Source organism: Colwellia sp. MB3u-45, assembly GCF_014077005.1.
In the GTDB taxonomy this organism is placed as follows: domain Bacteria; phylum Pseudomonadota; class Gammaproteobacteria; order Enterobacterales; family Alteromonadaceae; genus Cognaticolwellia.
The window spans coordinates 1-19,903 of record NZ_JACGVC010000049.1; the positions used below are offsets into that span (position 1 = coordinate 1).

The following is a 19,903-nucleotide window of genomic DNA, read 5'->3' on the forward strand; positions in this document are numbered from 1 at the left end:
TGGTTAAAATACACCAAGGCTACGGTGCTCTCAATCACAATAGCCAGCTATTGCTCAATCAAGCGTCTTGCCCAGATGCATTTTCTCTGCGCACAACAAGATCACAAATTTAATGAAAGTGGTATTACTCATAACTGGCCATAAAGTAGGTTGATTTGCAATCTAAAGGGCAGTATTGAGTTATTATCAGCGATGAAATAGCCTTTAGCGTTGATGTTTCTATTGGGCTGAACTCATTGATTATTTTGTTTTTTTAGCTTGAGTAATAAAATCGTTTAAGTAGTCTATTTGCTGTTCGTCCTTTCGGATACCTACAAATATTTGTTTACTAATACCTTGCTTCCCAAAACGTAGACTTTTGATTGGCATTGATTTTGAATATTCATCGACTAACCAGCCCGGCAAGGCACAAACACCTCGACCAGCGGCTACCATCTGTAACATGATCTCAGTTGTTTCAATAATTTTATGTTTTTTAACTGAACACTTTGCTGGATTAAGAAATTGACTAAATATATCGAGCCTCATTGGCTCAACTGGATAACTAAATAACACTTCTTCGCTTAATTGCTCGGGTAATACAAAATATTGCTTTGCTAGTTTGTGAGATGTGGAAACAACAAGCCTATGCTCGTAGTCAAAAACGGGGATGTAGGTTATTTTGGGTTTAAAGAGCGGGTCAGGTGTAATAAGCACATCTATTTCATAACTCAGTAATGCACCTAAAGCGCCAAACTGGAACTCCTGCTTCACATCTATGTCGATGTCTGGCCACTGCACAAGATAAGGCTCTATGACTCTGAGTAACCACTGATAACAAGGATGACATTCCATGCCTATTCTAAGCGATCCCATTTCACCTTTTGCAATCTGATTTAATAATAATTCTGTATGTAAAAACTGAGGCAATACTCTATTTGCAAGCGATTGAATACGCTCACCAGCAGCAGTAAGACGAAGGTTTCGGCCATCTTTTTGCCATATTGGAGTCGACACTTGGCCTTCTAATTTTTTAATACTGTGACTTAATGCAGATTGAGATAAATGTAATGAATCAGCCGCTTTTGTTAGCGTTCCATGTTCTTTTATTGCCGTTAGTATTTCTAAATGAATCCTTTCTATCATAAGTTAACTCCTGTCTTTTGTTTTAATGATGAATTATTTTCATTGAATGATGAAGTTATATCATTTTTACTCATCGAACAAGTATTGGTACAATTACTTTAGATAGCTAAATCGGTAAATGATCATTGAAATTAAGTCATTAAAGTAGTCAAAGAATTAATAACTAGAGTTGAAGGCAGTACTTAATATTAGCTTGGTCATATAGCAGCGAAACAATACGTAAAGTTTGTATTTTTTTACCCGAACCCAGCTTAAGGAACATAGTATTGCTACTGTTTGACATAAATAGCTAACATCGGGGTGGTAACTTAGCCAAGGATCGTGGGCTAAGTTTTTGCCGATCATTAAAAATAGAAGTAGTAGTTAATGAATATCATTGAATTTATAACAAATAATATCCCTACCATTTTAACTTTGGTTACCACCGGAGTATTCGCAGGAATTTTAGCCGGCTTATTAGGCGTAGGCGGCGGTATCGTCATCGTGCCTGTGCTATTTTTCTTGTTCCAGAGCTTTGGCGTATCGCCAGAATCTGCCATGCTGATTGCTACAGCAACGTCATTGGCTACCATAGTGCCAACCTCTATTAGCTCAATTCGTTCTCACCACCAAAAAGGTAATGTAGATTTTGATCTGCTAAAACGTTGGGCTGTATTTATTCTTATGGGTGTATTAGCGGGAAGTTGGTCAGTAACTCGCGTTGAAGGCAATGTGCTTACTCTGTTGTTTGGCGTAATAGCGACCCTATCTGCGCTAAACATGCTGCTCAGAACTGGAAAGTCCGCTTTATTTCAGCAACTGCCTGCGAAAGCAGGGCAAACGGTTATGGGTACATCTATTGGCTTTTTCAGTGCTATGGTCGGTATTGGTGGAGGCACTATTTCGGTTCCGTTACTCACGCTCTATAACTATCCAGCCCATAAGGCTGTTGGCACCGCAGCTGCGATAGGATTAATCATTTCGTTGCCAGGTGCGTTAACAATGTTAGTCATGGGGAACACTCCAACCGATGCACCAGCGGGAACATTTGGCTTAGTTAACCTGATTGGATTCATTTGTATTGTGCCACTAACGGTATTATTTGCGCCTGTAGGGGCATTGTTGGCAGCCAAATTAGATGCTGCAAAACTAAAAAAGATTTTTGCCTTGGTATTACTGTTGACTGGCTTACGTATGTTGGCACAAATTTTCTTATAGGTTGTGTTGTGCAATTAGGATATGACTACAAAAAAAAGAAAGTTACTCTTATCAAAGCAATAATACAGCGCTGTGATTCATGGCGCTGTATTATTCGATTTATTATTCGACTTATTATCGGAAAATTTGTTCGATAATGGCTGTTGAATATCATCAAATCAAAAAATCCCCCCACAGCATATTATTGTATTGGTTAGTATTAGGCCAAAAGTTCTTTTCGAACGATTTCTGCACCGGCACTTAAGGCATTTAGTTTATCTCTTGCCACTTGATGAGGTAAGGGGGCCATGCCGCAGTTAGTACAAGGGTAAAGCTTGTCGGCATCGACATACTTCAGCGCTTTTCGCAGGGTATTGGCCACTTCCTCTGGTGTTTCAATAATATGGTTTGCCACATCAATGGCGCCAACCATCACCTTTTTACCGCGAATGAGTTCAAGTAGTTCAATAGGCACATGAGAGTTATGACATTCTAGTGAGATAATATCGATAGAAGATTTTTGCAGCTTGGGAAATGCTTCTTCATATTGTCGCCACTCAGAACCTAAGGTTTTTTTCCAGTCAGTATTGGCTTTTATGCCGTAACCATAGCAAATATGGACAGCCGTTTCGCATTTAAGCCCTTTAATGGCTCTTTCTAAACAGGCAATTCCCCAATCATTTACCTCATCGAAAAACACATTAAATGCAGGTTCATCAAATTGGATAATATCAACACCCGCTGCTTCTAATTCTTTGGCTTCTTGATTGAGAATTTTGGCGAATTCCCAAGCTAATTTTTCGCGACTTTTATAATGATCATCATAAAGCGTATCTATCATTGTCATTGGGCCTGGCAGGGCCCATTTAATAGGTTGTTTGGTTTGCTGACGTAGAAATTTGGCATCTTCAACAAACACTGACTTTTGACGACTAACAGGGCCGACAACCGTTGGTACACTTGCATCATAGCGATCACGAATTTTAACGGTCTCGCGTTTCTCAAAATCAACGCCGTTGAGGTGCTCAATAAAGGTAGTAACAAAATGTTGTCGTGTTTGCTCGCCATCGCTAACAATATCAATCCCTGCATGTTGTTGATCTTGTAATGACAAACGTAAAGCGTCTTGTTTGCCTTCTATTAATTCATCACCTTGCAATTTCCAAGGCGACCAAAGTGTCTCAGGTTGTGCCAACCAAGAAGGTTTAGGTAAACTGCCAGCCGTTGAAGTGGGTAATAATTTTTTGCTAATAAGTGCTTTGTTAATAAGTGTTTTCATAAAAATGATGCCGTATGTAGAGTGTTTATTTAATGTCGCTATTGCGTATAACCTTTAAACGTAACTATTTAATGTAACTATAAAATCTAGCTATTGAACATAGTTAGCAGACCATTGCTCAAGTACCGCTTGGTATGGTTTGATGAAGTTCTCCTCAGCAAACTTTCCTTGCTCGCTACCTAACTTGCTACGTTCTTCTCGGTCATAAACGATTTGAGTTAATGAATGATCCTGATTCTTCAAATTGGGTTGATAGGATTTTCCTGCAGCAGCATTGGCATTATAAATCTCAGGTCGGTAGATTTTTTGAAAGGTGCCCATTGTACTGATGGTACTTATCAGCTCAAGGCTAGTGTAATCATTAAGTAAATCACCAAAAAAATAAAAAGCTAAAGGTGCAACACTGTTTGGCGGCATAAAATAACGTACCTGTAAGCCCATTTTTTTGAAATATTGCTCAGTCAAAGACGATTCATTTGGCTGATATTCCACACCCAATACAGGATGCTGATTTTCAGTTCTACGATAGGTTTTGTTATCTGAAACACTAAGGCATATAACGGGTGTTTTACTAAAATTTTGTTTATAAACCTTTGAATTAACAAAATACTGAAAAAGTTTGCCATGCAGTTCGCCAAAGTTATCTGGAATACTAAATTTGGACTGCCCCTTATTATGAGCTTGTAGCAATACGCTAAAATCATAATCTCGCACATAAGATGAAAAATTATTTCCTATAATGCCTTCAATGCGTTTGTTATTTTTACGATCGACAATATTCGTTTTCAATACTTCAATCGCTGGGAAGCTTTTACTACTGCCTTCAATATCGACATCAACGGAAACTATTTCAAGTTCGACAAAATAACGATCTCCTTTGGGATTATCCCAATGCGCTAAGGCATTAAAACTATTATCGATCATCTTTAAAGCGTTGCGTAAGTTCGCTTGGCGATAGTTTCCTCTGGCCAAATTAGCAAAGTTGGTCGTGATACGCGTATTGTCTGATGGTTGATAATCTTCATCGAGACAAATGCTCTTAATGGTAAATGTAAAGTCTTTGTTTTTCATGATCTGGCATCCAATTTATTGTGATTAAACCTAAATTTATTTATTTCTATTTCAGGGTTTTACAAGGTTATTTTCTGATATTTTTTATCAGTAGCCGCACAGATTCTTTTGATTTGCATCTACTGGTCAAACTAAGAATTAACGGTAGTATTGCCTAGAGTTAAGAGTACTGTGTGTTTTATACGTGGTTTGTAATATGAATAAAATTGATTTAATTTCATTGATCTATGAGATATTTGCATGTATTACTTTGATTTACATTTTTGAGAACATTTTGGCGTAAATTACTGATTAATAGCCCTTGTCCACTTGAATTAAAACCTACAGAAACCCATATTAATAAATACTTTAATAATGGCTTATCTTTTCTAAACAAATTCTAAACAAGTTTTAAACGACTTCTACGGAGATCTACTATGTCTGATTCACCTATTCAAATAGTTTGCGCAAGTTGCAGTACAAAAAATCGCTTAGCTAAAGACAAGCTCAATAATAAACCTGTTTGTGGCAAGTGTGGAAAATTGGTGCTTTCCACTAAACCCGTTGTGGGTAGCGATAAAAACTTTAGCCGTTTTGTTACAGACAATGGTTTACCTGTGGTCGTCGACTTCTGGGCTGAATGGTGTGGTCCATGTAAACAGTTTGCCCCTACCTTTGAACAAGTTGCCGGTGAAATGTTTGCTCAGGCTTGTTTTGTGAAGTTAGATACAGAACATAATCAAAATACCGCAGGCGGTTATAATATTCGTTCGATTCCTACTTTAATGATATTTCATCATGGTAAAGAAATCGCGCGTATGTCAGGGGCTTTACCGAAAGCACAATTTACCCAATGGCTGGCTCAAAACTTACCTGCTGTTTGAATATCTGACATTTAGCGTTAAGAAGTTAAATAAGCTTATTAAAGGCAACTGCTAAGGTAAAATGTTAAGTGAAGTGATGACAGATTCACTTGCTATATTGCCTTTTTCTACTGAAATATTGTCGGTGGACAGCCAGTAGTCGTTGGGTCGAACTCGCTTGATAAAAAACGTTTGTTTTGTGCTAGTTGTGATCATGCATTGGGCAGGGGGTATTGTTATTCACAAGTGAGAAAATCCCACTTATGAATAACAAGGTCAACGACTTACTTTATTAACTCTACCTTGCTAACTCTACTCTGATATTTTTAATCAGGTAACTTCACTTAGTTAACGTTATTCTCCTTAAATCTCATTACTAGCTTCTGGTAGTAATGAGATAAAAAAGCTCATCTCTAAGGCGCTTTCTTTTAAACGCTTAAAACGTCCTGATGCACCGCCATGGCCCGCGTCCATATCTGTTTTAAAGAGCAATAAGTTATCATCTGTTTTAAACTCTCGCAGTTTTGCTACCCACTTCATGGGTTCAAAGTACTGTACTTGTGAGTCATGTAAGCCGGTGGTTACCAGTATATTGGGGTAGTGTTGCGCGCTGATATTATCAATAGGCGAATAAGCTAAAATATCCTGGTAGGCTTGTGCTTCGTTTGGATTACCCCATTCGTCATATTCATTGGTGGTTAGCGGTATGGTTTCATCGAGCATAGTCGTTAACACGTCTAAAAAGGGTACGTGGGCGCCAATGCCTAAATACAACTCAGGTGCTTGGTTTGCTATAGCGCCCATTAATAAGCCGCCGGCGCTGCCGCCTGAGGCAAATATTTTATCTTTAGCGCCATAACCTTGTGCCACCAATGCTTGGGTAACGTCAATAAAGTCATTAAAGGTATTTTGTTTATGTGCCATTTTACCGGTTTCGTACCATGCTCTTCCTAACATCTCTGAGCCACGAACATGGGCGATAACGTAAACAAAACCTCGGTCGAGTAAGCTTAAGGTTTGACTAGAAAAATTAGGATCTATCGTAATGCCATATGCACCATAACCGTATTGCAGCAGCGGGTTAGTGCCGTCTTTTTTAAAGCTACTGCTACGATATACAAGTGATACAGGTACTTGTGTGCCATCACGTGCACTAATAAATAAGCGCTCTGATTGGTAATCTTCTTTGTTAAAGTCGCCTAATACTTTTTGCTGTTTAATCAGCTTTCGCTCACCAGTGGCTAAGTCAAAATCATATAAAGAGCCGGGGGTTGTTAAACTTGAATAATAGAGTCTTGCCGTGGTACTTTCTGGCTCAGGGTTATCACCTAAGCAAGCAAAATAGCAGGGGTCGTCAAACGACAGGGGATATTGATGACCTGCATTTTCACCCTGTGTGGTGTGAACTATAAAACGAATTTGGCCATTTTCTCGTTCGGTAACCACAATAAAGTGATGAAATAATTCAATGCCTTCTAACAGCACATTTTCTCTATGTGGAATAACTTCTTGCCAGTTATTGATATCATTAACTTGATCAACCGCCACCTTCATTAATCTAAAGTTTTTCGCCTGGTAGTTAGTGACAATGTAAAAGTGTTCGGCCATTTTATCAGCGTGGTATTCGTGTTGTTCTTGATATGGAAACAGCTCAACAAACTTGCCATCAGGCTCGTCAGCACTTAGCGCTAAACAATGCGTTGATTCAGTGGCGTGTAAACAAATATAAATTTGACTGTCATCTCTGCTCTTATCTAAACTCATGTAAAAGCTGTGATCTTTTTCTTCATAAACCAGCACATCATCAGATTGTGCCGTGCCTAATTTGTGACGATAAACTTGCGTACCTAACAAGGTTTCTAGATCTTTTTTGACATAGAATATGGTTTGATTGTCGTTAGCCCAAACCACTTCGCCTTCAGTTTCGACGATAATATCGGTTAAATAAATATCGGCTGAGTCGACAGCTTGGTTTAAGTTTTTAAAGATAATGGTGTAAATACGGCGGCTGTCTGTGTCTTCAGAGATTGACATTAATTGATCATTAGGACTTATCGAAACATCACCTAAATCATAAAACTCATGGTCTTTGGCGCGTTCATTAACATCTAATAACAGGGTTTTGTTTTCACCAGCAAAGCTAGTTGCTCGATAAAAATTTGAAAACTCTTGCTCGCCACTAATTTCGCTGTGATACCAATACTTACCGTCTTTTGCTGGCACGGTATTATCGTCTTTTACCACTCGGGCTTTAAGCTCTTGAAAAAGTAATTCCTGTAAAGGTTTTTGCTCGGTTAACATAGTATCAGCATAAGCATTTTCATCATTGAGGTGCGCCAATACCTCTTCGTCAATGCGCTGGTCATCACGCATCCAATAATAATTATCCACCCGTTGATGATGGTGAATGTTCATTTCATGTGGAATTTTTTTGGCTATTGGCGCGGAAACTGTTTTGTTTGAACTAGCTGATATAAATGAAGATGTTGGCACTAAGTGCTCCTATTTAAAATATATTGTATAGAGTTTCGCTTGAAAATTTGATTGATTATAAGATCTTTACTAATGGTATTTAGCCATTTTTCTGAATGAAAAAGTAGCACACTTAATTAATCACATGTATTTAATTCAATAAAAAACTTAATGAACAAGTCTATCGAGCTTTTATACATAAGATTAGTTAACTGTTTGAATAAGGTTTAATGTCGCTTTAAATTTTTAAGTCGCCTTAAAATCAGCATCTAGCGGTCAATTATAGCAAAGCTGTTAATCGTAAGGTTAGCGGTTTTATATAAAATTCAATTAAAAGAGTGGTTAGTGTCTTTTTTCCAAAAGCGTTCAAATATTTATTCTACCGCCAAATTGAATAGAAAACGTTTAGCACACACCAAGACGTAAAATAAAGACTGAGTCTTAAGAAAATTTTGCCATTGATTGCGCTAGTTAATATCATGCAGAGTAATGCGTTGGAAGAATCATGATCATTACTGCTTGATTTTACGCCTAACTGTATGTTTTTTAGTCGCAATTGCCTGTTCACCTTCGCTGTTGATAATTGTTACACAAATTAAGCCAATAATTGCGCTAAAAAGTAGCATTTTGTCTCACTTTAGATTAAGTTTGCCGCCTTTATTTACTACAGTTAACCAGAGCGCCTTATGATAGAAAATACTCTTCCTCAACTCGAACAACTGATTGAACAGATCATTGCAAAAAATAACCTATTAAAAAGCCAAGTGGCAGAATTAGAGTTACAAAAATCAGTGCTAGTCGATGAAAACGAAATGTTACAACTAGAAGCACTTGAAGGTGAAGAAAAACAAAAGCAAACAAATAGCGTATTAACCAGCCTTTTAGGTAAGTTACAAAGTGTAGAAGAGCTTAGTTAATGTTGGTTGAAGACTCCAAAAAGATCAGCATTGAAATTATGGGCAAGCAACACCAGTTTTTTTGTCCGGCTGAACAAGTAGAGGATTTAAAGCAAGCAGCGAGTAATCTTGCTGCTATGTGTGATGACATTAAGAAACAAAAAGGTACGGCGAGCAGTGAGCGTGCTTTATTGGTGGCATCAGTTAATTTAAGTTATTCACTACTCATGGCAAATAATAAAATTAAGCTGTCTCAACACGAGCAAGAGGCTTTGATTTTAAAACTGAAAAGTGCGTTATAGTACTTTAATTTTCCAGTATTACTGCTATCTATTGGTAAGATAACAGTAATACTGGCTATTTTATGTCAAGTTGCATTATGTTTAGTTGCATTTATCAGATAAATTGCATCCAAATACATTGAGTTTTTAGTTAGGAGCACCTTCATTATGGCTGATGCAAGCATTGAATTTAAAGGGTCAAGCTTTACCCTTTCTGTTTTACATTTAAGAACGTCAAAATTAGCCGATATTCGTGCTGATTTAATAAAGAAAGTTGCTCAAGCTCCCGATTTTTTTTACCTAGTACCTGTTGTGGTCAATATCGAAAAACTTGTGGGCGGCATTGAATATCAAGCGATAAAAGCATTAATCGAAGAATTCAATTTTACTTTTGTTGGTTTTACTGGTGATATAGCGACAGAGCAACGCAAACTTATTCGTGAACTTGGTTTTTCTTTTGTTAATACCACAAAAGTGAGTACCGCAAAACAAACGGCTATTGCACAAGAAAGTGTGACAAAAATAGCCGCTAGTGCTGAATGTCATCTATACACTGACAAAGTCCACCGAGGCCAAGTTCGCTCTGGTCAGCAACTTTATGCTAAAAATCAAAATTTAGTGGTTATTGGCTCAGTTTCAGCCGGTGCTGAAGTGATTGCCGATGGTAATATTCATGTTTATGGTTCGTTACGTGGTCGAGCAATTGCTGGCGCAAAAGGTCATCATAAAGCGCAAATATATTGCCAAAATCTTGAAGCTGAATTGGTCTCCATTAATGGTAACTATTGGCTCAGTGAGTCAATGCAGCAACATTGGGGCTCACCAGCATTTATACACTTGACTGACAGTGAATTAACGTCATCAAAACTTATTTAATTTCTAACTTATAAAGGATATTCGTTCTATGGCACGCATAATAGTAGTTACATCAGGCAAAGGTGGTGTGGGTAAAACAACATCAAGTGCTGCCATTGGTATTGGTTTAGCATTAAAAGGTCATAAAGTTGTTTTAATTGATTTTGATATTGGTTTACGAAATCTTGACTTAATTATGGGCTGTGAACGTCGCGTTGTTTATGATTTTGTTAATGTTATTAACGGTGAAGCGACCTTAAACCAAGCACTTATTAAAGATAAACGCGTTAGTAGCTTATCTATATTACCGGCTTCACAAACGCGCGACAAAGATGCATTAACTAAAGAAAACGTTGGTAAAGTATTGGAAGAGTTGGCAAAAACTTTTGATTATATTATCTGTGATTCGCCTGCAGGCATTGAAGCCGGCGCGATGATGGCGCTTTATTATGCGGATGAAGCTATAGTAACGACCAACCCTGAAGTTTCATCGGTACGTGATTCCGACCGCATTTTAGGTATGTTAGCCAGTCGCTCACGCAGAGCAGAACTTGGTTTAGAACCAATAAAAGAGCATTTATTATTGACACGTTACTCTCCTAAACGCGTGGAAGAAGGTGAAATGCTCAGTGTTGAAGACGTTGTAGATATTCTCTCAATACCCTTGTTAGGCGTTATTCCAGAATCACAAGCTGTACTTAAAGCATCGAATTCCGGCGAGCCAGTAATTTTAGATATTGAAAGTGATGCAGGGAAAGCGTATCAGGATGTTATAGACCGTTTATTAGGTGAGACGGTTGAATTTAGATTTTTAGTTGCCGAGAAAAAAGGCATTTTCAGTCGTATGTTTGGAGGATAACATGGCACTATTAGATTACTTTTTACAGAAAAAAGAAAAACAGGTAACCACAGCTTTTAAAGCTAAAGAGCGCTTGCAGATTATTGTTGCGCACGAGCGAACTAGTCGAAATAAACAGCCTGATTACTTACCGCAACTCACTGAGGATATTCTTAACGTTTTGCGTAAATATATTAAAGTATCAGATGAAAGTTTTTCAATAAATCTTGATAAAAAAGAGGGTAATTTAAATGTCTTAGAACTTAACATTGAATTACATGATGAAAAGACTACAGACTAAAGGTTATTATTTTTCTGGTTCCACCGCTTAGCAAATGATTATCAGTGTATTAATCGGCTAGTAGTTTAAAACAGCAGATAAATAACGATAAAAACTATAAACGACAATGCACTATGGTGATCATAACGTAGCGTTCTGTTTGGTAAAAGTTATCATACAGGCGCTAAATCAGGTGGTAAATCTGTTTTTTGATCTGAAAATCTCAAGTGTTACCTGCAGTCAGTCATATTTTAATGATTAAGATGAACAAAAAAATAACTAAACCGGTATTAACTATTATGATGTGAATTTTTGGAAGTTACTCTTTTGTTGCGTAGTTTATTAATACAGGTACTGGTTTTTTTATTCATTTTTAATGCTATCTCGATGTTACGAGAAACGAGCATGCTGTCTACTAGTGCCGATGTTGTGCCTGTTAAACATCAACTAAAGACGCTGATGCATAATGATATAAGGCTACAAGCTAAGGGTAAAAAGACCATTGTTTATTTTTTTGCACCTTGGTGTCCGGTATGTAATTTTAGTATTGATAATTTGCAAAGTGTTTATCAAAAAAATCCTGAAATAGATGTCATCGCTGTCGCGTTAGATTTTGTTGATCTTGATGAAGTTAAAAAATTTACTAATAATCATCAATTAACCTTTCCGGTTGCTTTAGGTAATGAGTCAGTAAAAGCTGATTTTCAAGTGCAGGGTTATCCAAGTTATTATGTGTTAAATGGAGAAAATACCATCATTGGTCGCTCTCTAGGCTATTCTTCTGAAATTGGTCTGTATTTAAGGAGTCTTTAGTCTTCTGATCTTTTACCGGTTTGTGTACACTAAGGCCATCAAAACAATCATGAGCAAAAGGCCTTATGCAAATTTCTGCAAACTTTGACTCGGGTAATATCGATGTTATCTCAGCAAAAGACCCAAGTAATATTCAACTAGCCATTAAAAAAGATAATCAATCAGCATTCTACCAATGGTTTCACTTCAAACTTCATCATACCGAACATGTTGAACATGTCATGCATTTAACTAATGCAGGCAAGTCGGCTTATGTCGACGGTTGGAAAGATTATCAAGCGGTTGCATCTTATGACCGCCAACATTGGTTTCGTGTACCAACAGAATTTGATGGTGAAAATCTTACTATTACTTTCACACCAGAATATGACGCGACTTATTTTGCCTACTTTGCACCTTACAGTTATGAACGTCATCAAGACTTAATTCACAGTGCACAATTAGATATTGATTGTCAGTTACAGGTATTGGGGCAAACACTCGATGGCCGTGATATGTCGGTCCTAAAAGTGGGTGAAGAGGGTGAAGGTAAAAAAGTTATTTGGTTAACTGCACGTCAGCATCCGGGTGAATCTATGGCCGAATGGTTTATGGAAGGCTTTATTGATCGCTTATTAGATGAAGACGATGGGGTTGCGCGGTCATTGTTAAACAGTGCGGTATTTTATTTAGTCCCCAACATGAATCCTGACGGCTCAGCTCGTGGCCATCTGCGTACCAATGCTAAAGGTGTTAACTTAAATCGTGAATGGCAAACACCCACGATGGAAAATAGTCCTGAAGTGTATCTTGTGCGTGAAAAAATGCTTGCGACAGGCGTAGATATGCATTTAGATATTCATGGTGATGAAGCTTTACCTTTTAATTTTGTTGCCGGTAGTGAAGGTGTTCCTTCATATAACGCGCGTATTAAAGGCCTTGAAGACAAATTCAAAAATGTGCTTTTAGCTATAACACCAGAGTTTCAAGATGACAAAGGTTACGATAAAGACGAGCCTGGCCAAGCTAACTTAACGGTGGCGGCGAATTGGGTGGGTGAACAATTTAAATGTTTAGCCTACACTGTTGAAATGCCATTTAAAGACAACAATTTATTACCCGACTACAGTGTCGGTTGGTCAGATGAGCGCAGTAGTTTATTTGGTCGCGACTTTTTAACCGCCATTTACCACGTGGTGGATGACTTACGTTAGTTGTTAGTCATAACATAGAGTTATAACTGTGCCACATTTAAGTGTAACTTCAGCAGTAAACTAGGTAAGCCGATTAAAGCTTGATTTGAGGATAAGGGTTATGCCCTTATCTGGTATTGCATAGGTTTTGTGTGTTAGACAAAAGCTAAGGGCATACATACGGCGTAATCTTGCTTTCCTAGTTTAGCTGGCTAAAGGCAAGTGGTTCGGGTATATATTACAACGCAAAATAACTTTAAAAAAATAATAATTATCAGGAGTCTAGGATGCAAGAAATTGTTAATAACATTAATGGCTATATTTGGAGCCCATATTTAATTTATCTTTGTTTGGGAACGGGTGTTTTCTTCTCTATTTTAACGCGTTTTGTACAAATACGTCATTTCCGTGAAATGTTCCGTTTATTACTTTCAGGTAAAAGCTCAGAAAAAGGCATCTCCTCATTTCAAGCACTTGCTGTTTCGTTATCGGGTCGTGTGGGTACGGGTAATATTGCCGGTGTTGCCGCGGCTATCGGTTTTGGTGGCCCCGGTGCTGTATTTTGGATGTGGGTGGTAGCATTTTTAGGTGCGGCGACTGCTTATATTGAATCAACCAATGCACAAATATACAAAGAAGAAGAAGATGGGCAATACCGTGGTGGTCCAGCGTATTATATAGAAAAAGCGTTAGGTCAAAAATGGTATGCGTGGATCTTTGCTTTAGCAACAATTCTAGCTTGTGGTGTACTTTTACCGGTTGTGCAATCAAATGGTATTGGCGATGCTATGGTCAATGTTTTTGGTAGTGGCGGCACAGTTAACTCTTTCATGGGTGAATTACCTTTGACGAAAGTTTATAGTGCGGTATTTATTGTTTTATTACTCGGTTTTATTATTTTTGGTGGCGTTAAACGCATAGCCAACTTTACCCAAGTTGTCGTCCCTTTTATGGCGTTAGCGTACATTATAATTGCCTGTTCAATTATTGCTTTGCATATTGATCAACTACCCAGTATTTTTATGTTGATTATCACTGATGCATTCACTCCTATGGCAGGCTTTGGTGCGGCGATTGGTTGGGGCGTAAAACGTGGAGTTTATTCCAATGAAGCCGGTCAAGGTACTGGCCCTCATGCTGCTGCGGCGGCTGAAGTTGATCATCCCGCCCAACAAGGCTTAGTTCAAGCGTTCTCTGTTTATATTGATACACTATTTGTTTGTTCTGCAACGGCATTTATGATTTTAATCACTAACTCGTATAATGTTATGCCTGAAGGGTCAACAAGCTTTATTGTTAACAATTTAGCCAATGATGTGGTTATTAATGGTCCTGCCTTTACACAAATTGCCGTGGATAGCGTATTAACCGGATTTGGTAAACCGTTTATTGCAATAGCTTTATTTTTCTTTGCCTTTACGACTGTACTGGCTTATTACTTTATTGCAGAAAATAACGTTTCTTACATCAATAAAACCATCAAAATGCCGATACTTAGATTTGTCCTTAAATTGGTACTTATGTCAGCTGTATTTTACGGTACAGTGGCAAAACCAAGTGCTGCTTGGGGATTAGGCGACATTGGTGTTGGTTTAATGGCTTGGTTGAATATTGTCGGTATTATTGCCATTTTCTTTATGGCTAAACCGGCGATTAAAGCCTTAAGAGATTATGAACGACAGCAAAAAGCCGGTGTTAAAACTTACACTTTTGACCCAAAAAGCCTAGAAATTAAAAATGCTGACTTCTGGGAAAAGCGTTTAGAAGAACAAAATAAAAAATAAATGTTATTTAGTGTAAAAAAACGCCCGCAAGGGCGTTTTTTTTAGGTAAAATAAAGTATCGAAAAAGAGGTGTAAATATGGCTGTTATAAATTGCCCAAATTGTAAGAAGAAAATTTCCGATAAAGCAAAAACGTGCGAGCATTGTCAGTTAGATTTAACCGTGTTGGACGCAGATAAAATAGCGAGTTTAAAGCGTGTAAGTATCGTGGCAAAATCGCAACAATTGATGAATCATTCTTTTATCGCCATGTTGTTATTTTGTGGTGGTTTCTTATTTCTTTATTCGCAAGATGCTCAACCGGGTACTTGGCAATATGTTGTGTCTATCGCCAGTGCAGTTTTAGGCTTTATTCTATATCTTATCACCCGAGTCAGACTTATATTAATCAAGCGTAACCGATCATAATCAACATTACCTAAAAGAGAAATTCATGGATATAATTCAGTTAGTCGACAATATGTCAGAAGAAATGTATTTGCGTTTAAAGTGTGCCGCCGAAACCGGTAAATGGCCAGAAGGGACTCAGGTTGATAAAGAGCAGCAATTAAGCGCAGTACAAATTACTATGGCTTATCAATCCAAGCATCTAAACTCAGATCAAACGCTGTCTATTGGCCCTAAAGGTGAGATGATCATTAAAACAAAACATGAACTGCGTGCAGATTTCCCGTCAGCGTTAGATAGCAACGATATTGCTAGGTTTTCAAATCTATGATTTTCTCTAAATTTTTAAAAAAGAAATGGCAACATAAAGACAGTGTAGTGCGTGTTGAAGCGATTAATAGTAGTTTATCAGTTGATGATCCCGCGCAACGAGACATTATCATAGCGTTGGTCAAAAACGACGACAATGAAAATGTTCGACGTGCAGGCTTGATAAAGCTTGCTAGCTTTCAATCTTGGTTAACTCAGAGCCAAGAAAATACCATGGCGAAAGTAAAGCAATATGCTAGCGACAAAGTAGCCGCTATTTTAATGGATCAAGATGCCATTAAAGTTTCTCAGCAAGAAAAACTCAGTTACATTGCTGAGCACAAGCAATATGGCTTGTATGAAAACTGGTTGAAAACTACTGAAGATGCTGATTTGATCATTGCGTTATTTGAAAAAATCGCCAATAAAACGCAAGTGAACGAGCAAAGCAATAAGTTAGCATTAAAGCCTCAGTTATTACTTAACCTCTTCACTCAAAAGCAAAATGTACAGGTTCAACAATACATCATTGAAAAAGTCGCTGACTTAGATACTTTAGAAAAGCTAAAGAAAAAATCACAGCAGGCTGAGATCACACAGCAGTTGATTGAAAAAATCACTCAAATGCAGTTTGCTATTGAACAACCGATAGCATTACGCAAAAAAGTAAATTTAGTCTTAGCTAAGCTCCAAGCACTTAAAGATCAATACGCGTACCAAGACTATCTTAATAAACGTGAACTGTTAACTAATGAATGGCAGGTATTAGCTAGTGAGTTTAGTTGTTTTGACGCCGCTGAAATAACCACTTTTAAAGATAAAAAAATAGCCATCTTAGCGCAACTCGATAAATTGTTTATCGCTAAAGCTGAGCAACATGTGCAAGCTGAAATTATTCGTCAGCTTAATGAAAAAAAACAGCAAGCGCGTATGCACTTTGATAAAACACTAGCGGTTATTGATCAAACGTTAACCACCAGTATTTTTGAAAATGATAAAATTGAAGAGCAACAATATCAAACGCTATTTGACAAATTAACCAGCGAAATTATTGTTTCAGTGTTAGCTAAAAATGAACAGAACGAATTTATTGCTAAAATCTGTCAACAACAAAAAAAGTTACAGCAATTACCTGAAATTGCCAAATCAGTCAGTGAGGCAACGCATTTAATTTCAAAAATATCACAGTTAGCCCTACCAACAACAGCTGAAGAAATGGATGAACGACTACCAGTTTATCAAACATGGTTAAGCGATTGGAAACATGCTGAGAAAAACGCCTCAGGTGCTTTACCAGATTCAATTAAAATTGCGGCCAATGAAATTCAGCAGCACTGGCGCCAAGCATTAAAACCTTTGCAACAAGCACAAAAACAAGCGTTTTCTATAACACAGAAAAAACTCCACGATGTTAGACGATTAATCTCTGCTGGCAAGTACAATGCAGCATTTGGTGTTTTCAAAAAGGCTAAGCAATTATTTAATGCTTTAGCTGAACAGCAACAACACCGTATTCAAAAAGATTATGATTCACTCAGTGAAAAAATTGCCGAGTTAGCTGATTGGGAACGCTACATTGCCACACCACGTAAGCAACAACTATTAGCTGACATTAAAGCGATTGTTGAAACGCCACTTGATAATCCCAACGAACAGGCAGAGAAGGTTAAGCAATATCGTAAGATTTGGAATAGTTTAGGTCATGCCGATGATGATGCAGAAAAAAGTTTAAATAATGAATTTAATCAACTATGCGAAACAGCGTTCACCCCTTGTCGCTTATTTTTTGCCGAGCAAGAAAAGTTAAGAGCGCAGCACTTGATCACTCGCGAATCATTTGTCGAACAGGCAAAATTACTTCACCAGCAAGTAATTGGTGATAAAAACACTAACGATGAGAGTTCGACGGTTGATTATAAAACCTTAGAAGTAGCATTAAACCAACTGATAAAACAATGGCAAAGTGCCGGCCAGGTTGATCGAGATGTTTATCAAAATATTAATAACCAATTTAATCTCACGTTACAGCCAATAAAATCTGCAATTAAAGCCTTTCACCAAGAAAATAAAGTCTTAAAGCAGCAACTCATTACTGAGGCTGAAAAATTATTGGCGACAGTAGATGTTGTGACCGCAGTTACGCAAGTTAAAGCCTTGCAAACACAATGGCGCAACACGGGTTATGCCGGACCCAAAGTAGAAAATAAACTTTGGCAAAATTTTAGAAAAATCAATGATGATATTTTTGCTAAACGTGCAGAACAAAATGTTTTGGAAAAATCAGCTACCTCAGCTAGGACCTCAGAACTAGAAGGTGCTTTAAAAACACTTGAAGAAAAATTTGCTCAAGTAACACAATTAAATGATCTGCAAATGTTTGAGCAAGCGTTACAAGTGTTAAATAAAGATGTTGCGCAACAAAAGCCAAAAATGTTGAATCTTGAAAAACAAATTAGTGCTAAAGAAAAAACCATTGCCCAGAGAATTGTTGATTGTAAACTTGCTGATGAAAAACGCCAATGGGGTTATTTATTTTTGACCCTTGAAGAAAGTATCAGTAATGAAGAAAGTTTTACTGAGCATAAAGAATATCTACAGCTAACAGCTTCTTGGCAGAAAAAGTTAAAAGAATTAGCAAATAACACCACACATTTTAATAGAGAAGATGCGACGTTAGAGCTTGAAATTTTATCAGGTAATCCTTCGCCAAGTAATTTACAACAACAGCGCATGACAGTGCAAGTTAGTTTAATGCAAGCGCAAATGTCGTCAGGTACAGCTATTGATTTACCCGCTAAGTTTTCTCAGTGGTTAATGTTAGGAAAGTTGACTCAACAAGACCTTGGGTTACTAGAAAGAATAAAACCTATTTTTCAATAAAATAGTTTTATAGTTCGACTACAAAAAATCAGTAATTTATTGCTGATTTTTTATTTTTTGCCACACAATACTGTTATTAGGTTATGAAGTTTGCGCCTTAAAGGCTTAGAGAGAAAATGACTATGTTAGCTAACATTGCTTTGACAGGGAGTAATATAGCGTTTGGTATTTTTGCTAATAACAGTTTAATTGCATTTAATTTTTTGGACTGAAGTGCCACTTTAATCTATCAAGCGTTAAGCAGGGGATGAATAGAAGGGCGAAAAAGCATTTGCAGCCTAATATTACTTTTTCGCTTGGCATTGCCCCGACAAAAATTAACGATAACAGAGCCTATTTTTTATCCTTGAGAGTTAATCGCTGCCAGTGATTAACTTAATTCGCCGCGTAAACTCACTTCCAATAATTGGCAAATTTTTTCTTGGCTGTACCCTTTACTCAATAAGTAATGCAACTTAGTTAATGTCGCTTCTAAAGTCATATCATGACCACTAATAACGCCTATTTCACTCAAGGCATTACCGGTTGCATAGCCTTTCATATTGACTGTGCCTTTAATGCATTGACTGCAGTTCACAATAACAATTCCATCGTCATTGGCTTGCTTTAAACAATCTAACATCGCCTGATTTTGTGGCGCATTACCGACACCATAACTACGAATTATTAACGCTTTTACCGGTTGTTTAATGATATTTTTAATCAGCTCTACTGATATACCAGGATATAAATGTACAACACCAATAGGTTGAGGCGTAATTTGCGCTAATGTTAAAGGTTGAGATACTGGCGTGGAAATTTTCCCTTCAATTAACTTAATGTTAATCCCTGCTTCTAGCAAAGGGGGTAAGTTTGGTGAATCAAAGGCATTAAAGCCATCGGCATAAGCTTTGATACTGCGATTACCTCGAAAAAGCCTATTATTAAAGTATAGGCCTACTTCATTAATAGGAAAGTTAGCGGCAATATATAATGAATTTAGTAGGTTTTCTTGTCCGTCTGAACGTAATTGGCTAAAGGGTATTTGCGAGCCCGTAACAATGACAGGTTTCCCTAAATTTTCCAACATAAATGAAAGCGCAGAACTTGTGTAAGCCATGGTGTCTGTGCCATGCAATACGACAAAGCCGTCATATTCATCATAATTTTTTTTGATATCATCAGCAATATGTTGCCAATCTGAGGGTGACATATTTGATGAGTCAATCAATGGGTCATATTCATTAATGGTAAATTCTGGCATTTCTTCACGATGAAAATCAGGCGCTTTCATTATCGCGTCGGTTAAATGCTGCTTCTGTGGAATGTAACCATTTTCGCTCGGTTTCATACCAATGGTACCACCAGTATAAGCGATATATATGCGTTTTCTCATAGCTTAAGTCTTAATATAGAAATTGGCATAAAGTAATAGTGCCAACAAAGTGATGAAATTGCTCGAGAT

At 37.5% G+C, this 19,903-nt stretch carries 18 protein-coding genes; 13 read left to right on the plus strand and 5 right to left on the minus strand.

The genetic code is table 11. The annotated features are described in order from the left end of the window. Positions 1–240: 240 nt before the first annotated feature. On the minus strand, positions 241–1,125 hold the full coding sequence (locus H4J41_RS11040) for a LysR family transcriptional regulator (RefSeq protein ID WP_182135762.1): 885 nt from the start codon (positions 1,123–1,125) through the stop codon (positions 241–243). Between the two features lie 366 nt (positions 1,126–1,491). On the opposite strand from H4J41_RS11040, the gene H4J41_RS11045 reads away from it, so the two are divergent. Beyond that, complete coding sequence (locus H4J41_RS11045) at positions 1,492–2,322, plus strand: sulfite exporter TauE/SafE family protein (RefSeq protein ID WP_182135761.1); 831 nt, start codon at positions 1,492–1,494, stop codon at positions 2,320–2,322. A gap of 199 nt (positions 2,323–2,521) precedes the next feature. Here the strand turns inward: H4J41_RS11045 and H4J41_RS11050 are convergent, their stop codons facing one another. Further along, positions 2,522–3,580 carry a methionine synthase gene (locus H4J41_RS11050; RefSeq protein WP_182135760.1) on the minus strand — a complete coding sequence of 353 codons (1,059 nt, stop codon included), beginning with the start codon at positions 3,578–3,580 and terminating at the stop codon, positions 2,522–2,524. 90 nt (positions 3,581–3,670) lie between these two features. Continuing rightward, a complete protein-coding gene (locus H4J41_RS11055; RefSeq protein ID WP_182135759.1) occupies positions 3,671–4,651 on the minus strand; it encodes a DUF1852 domain-containing protein in 981 nt (326 codons plus the stop codon). A gap of 416 nt (positions 4,652–5,067) precedes the next feature. On the opposite strand from H4J41_RS11055, the gene trxC reads away from it, so the two are divergent. Continuing rightward, positions 5,068–5,514: a thioredoxin TrxC gene (gene trxC / locus H4J41_RS11060; RefSeq protein ID WP_182135758.1), complete on the plus strand. Its 447-nt coding sequence runs from the start codon at positions 5,068–5,070 to the stop codon at positions 5,512–5,514. 342 nt (positions 5,515–5,856) lie between these two features. Here the strand turns inward: trxC and H4J41_RS11065 are convergent, their stop codons facing one another. Further along, positions 5,857–7,986 carry a S9 family peptidase gene (locus H4J41_RS11065; protein WP_182135757.1) on the minus strand — a complete coding sequence of 710 codons (2,130 nt, stop codon included), beginning with the start codon at positions 7,984–7,986 and terminating at the stop codon, positions 5,857–5,859. A gap of 665 nt (positions 7,987–8,651) precedes the next feature. On the opposite strand from H4J41_RS11065, the gene H4J41_RS11070 reads away from it, so the two are divergent. From H4J41_RS11070 to H4J41_RS11120, 11 genes are all read left to right on the plus strand, one after another. Beyond that, entirely contained in the window at positions 8,652–8,882 is a 231-nt protein-coding gene (locus H4J41_RS11070) for a DUF904 domain-containing protein (protein WP_182135756.1), read from the plus strand. Continuing rightward, complete coding sequence (locus H4J41_RS11075; RefSeq protein ID WP_182135755.1) at positions 8,882–9,163, plus strand: cell division protein ZapA; 282 nt, start codon at positions 8,882–8,884, stop codon at positions 9,161–9,163. The genes H4J41_RS11070 and H4J41_RS11075 overlap by 1 nt, the downstream gene beginning before the upstream one ends. A gap of 147 nt (positions 9,164–9,310) precedes the next feature. After that, the gene (gene minC / locus H4J41_RS11080; RefSeq protein ID WP_182135754.1) at positions 9,311–10,018 is read left to right on the plus strand and encodes a septum site-determining protein MinC; all 708 of its coding nucleotides are present in this window, start codon (positions 9,311–9,313) and stop codon (positions 10,016–10,018) included. 28 nt (positions 10,019–10,046) lie between these two features. Beyond that, positions 10,047–10,856: a septum site-determining protein MinD gene (minD, locus tag H4J41_RS11085; protein WP_182135753.1), complete on the plus strand. Its 810-nt coding sequence runs from the start codon at positions 10,047–10,049 to the stop codon at positions 10,854–10,856. A 1-nt stretch (position 10,857) separates the two neighbouring features. After that, the gene (minE, locus tag H4J41_RS11090) at positions 10,858–11,136 is read left to right on the plus strand and encodes a cell division topological specificity factor MinE (protein ID WP_182135752.1); all 279 of its coding nucleotides are present in this window, start codon (positions 10,858–10,860) and stop codon (positions 11,134–11,136) included. Between the two features lie 366 nt (positions 11,137–11,502). Next, on the plus strand, positions 11,503–11,928 hold the full coding sequence (locus H4J41_RS11095) for a TlpA disulfide reductase family protein (protein WP_182135751.1): 426 nt from the start codon (positions 11,503–11,505) through the stop codon (positions 11,926–11,928). Between the two features lie 65 nt (positions 11,929–11,993). Further along, positions 11,994–13,121, plus strand: a complete 1,128-nt coding sequence (locus tag H4J41_RS11100) for a carboxypeptidase family protein (RefSeq protein WP_182135750.1) — start codon at positions 11,994–11,996, stop codon at positions 13,119–13,121. Between the two features lie 266 nt (positions 13,122–13,387). After that, a complete protein-coding gene (locus tag H4J41_RS11105) occupies positions 13,388–14,884 on the plus strand; it encodes a sodium:alanine symporter family protein (RefSeq protein WP_182135749.1) in 1,497 nt (498 codons plus the stop codon). A gap of 77 nt (positions 14,885–14,961) precedes the next feature. After that, on the plus strand, positions 14,962–15,291 hold the full coding sequence (locus H4J41_RS11110; protein ID WP_182135748.1) for a zinc ribbon domain-containing protein: 330 nt from the start codon (positions 14,962–14,964) through the stop codon (positions 15,289–15,291). Between the two features lie 25 nt (positions 15,292–15,316). Beyond that, entirely contained in the window at positions 15,317–15,601 is a 285-nt protein-coding gene (locus H4J41_RS11115; protein ID WP_182135747.1) for a YeaC family protein, read from the plus strand. Beyond that, on the plus strand, positions 15,598–18,459 hold the full coding sequence (locus tag H4J41_RS11120) for a DUF349 domain-containing protein (RefSeq protein WP_182135746.1): 2,862 nt from the start codon (positions 15,598–15,600) through the stop codon (positions 18,457–18,459). Before H4J41_RS11115 ends, H4J41_RS11120 begins: the two co-directional genes overlap by 4 nt. Positions 18,460–18,829: 370 nt before the next feature. On the opposite strand, the gene ansA is transcribed toward H4J41_RS11120, so the two are convergent. After that, complete coding sequence (gene ansA, locus H4J41_RS11125; protein WP_182135745.1) at positions 18,830–19,834, minus strand: asparaginase; 1,005 nt, start codon at positions 19,832–19,834, stop codon at positions 18,830–18,832. Between the last annotated feature and the right edge of the window lie 69 nt (positions 19,835–19,903).

Excerpts from the sequence above, each read along its gene's own strand:
- trxC (WP_182135758.1), top strand. The coding sequence starts at position 5,068 with ATGTCTGATTCACCTATTCAAATAGTTTGCGCAAGTTGCAGTACAAAA.
- minD (WP_182135753.1), top strand. The coding sequence starts at position 10,047 with ATGGCACGCATAATAGTAGTTACATCAGGCAAAGGTGGTGTGGGTAAA.
- H4J41_RS11050 (WP_182135760.1), bottom strand. The coding sequence starts at position 3,580 with ATGAAAACACTTATTAACAAAGCACTTATTAGCAAAAAATTATTACCC.
- H4J41_RS11095 (WP_182135751.1), top strand. The coding sequence starts at position 11,503 with ATGTTACGAGAAACGAGCATGCTGTCTACTAGTGCCGATGTTGTGCCT.
- H4J41_RS11040 (WP_182135762.1), bottom strand. The coding sequence starts at position 1,125 with ATGATAGAAAGGATTCATTTAGAAATACTAACGGCAATAAAAGAACAT.
- ansA (WP_182135745.1), bottom strand. The coding sequence starts at position 19,834 with ATGAGAAAACGCATATATATCGCTTATACTGGTGGTACCATTGGTATG.
- minE (WP_182135752.1), top strand. The coding sequence starts at position 10,858 with ATGGCACTATTAGATTACTTTTTACAGAAAAAAGAAAAACAGGTAACC.
- minC (WP_182135754.1), top strand. The coding sequence starts at position 9,311 with ATGGCTGATGCAAGCATTGAATTTAAAGGGTCAAGCTTTACCCTTTCT.
- H4J41_RS11110 (WP_182135748.1), top strand. The coding sequence starts at position 14,962 with ATGGCTGTTATAAATTGCCCAAATTGTAAGAAGAAAATTTCCGATAAA.
- H4J41_RS11075 (WP_182135755.1), top strand. The coding sequence starts at position 8,882 with ATGTTGGTTGAAGACTCCAAAAAGATCAGCATTGAAATTATGGGCAAG.
- H4J41_RS11055 (WP_182135759.1), bottom strand. The coding sequence starts at position 4,651 with ATGAAAAACAAAGACTTTACATTTACCATTAAGAGCATTTGTCTCGAT.
- H4J41_RS11120 (WP_182135746.1), top strand. The coding sequence starts at position 15,598 with ATGATTTTCTCTAAATTTTTAAAAAAGAAATGGCAACATAAAGACAGT.
- H4J41_RS11115 (WP_182135747.1), top strand. The coding sequence starts at position 15,317 with ATGGATATAATTCAGTTAGTCGACAATATGTCAGAAGAAATGTATTTG.
- H4J41_RS11070 (WP_182135756.1), top strand. The coding sequence starts at position 8,652 with ATGATAGAAAATACTCTTCCTCAACTCGAACAACTGATTGAACAGATC.
- H4J41_RS11100 (WP_182135750.1), top strand. The coding sequence starts at position 11,994 with ATGCAAATTTCTGCAAACTTTGACTCGGGTAATATCGATGTTATCTCA.
- H4J41_RS11105 (WP_182135749.1), top strand. The coding sequence starts at position 13,388 with ATGCAAGAAATTGTTAATAACATTAATGGCTATATTTGGAGCCCATAT.
- H4J41_RS11045 (WP_182135761.1), top strand. The coding sequence starts at position 1,492 with ATGAATATCATTGAATTTATAACAAATAATATCCCTACCATTTTAACT.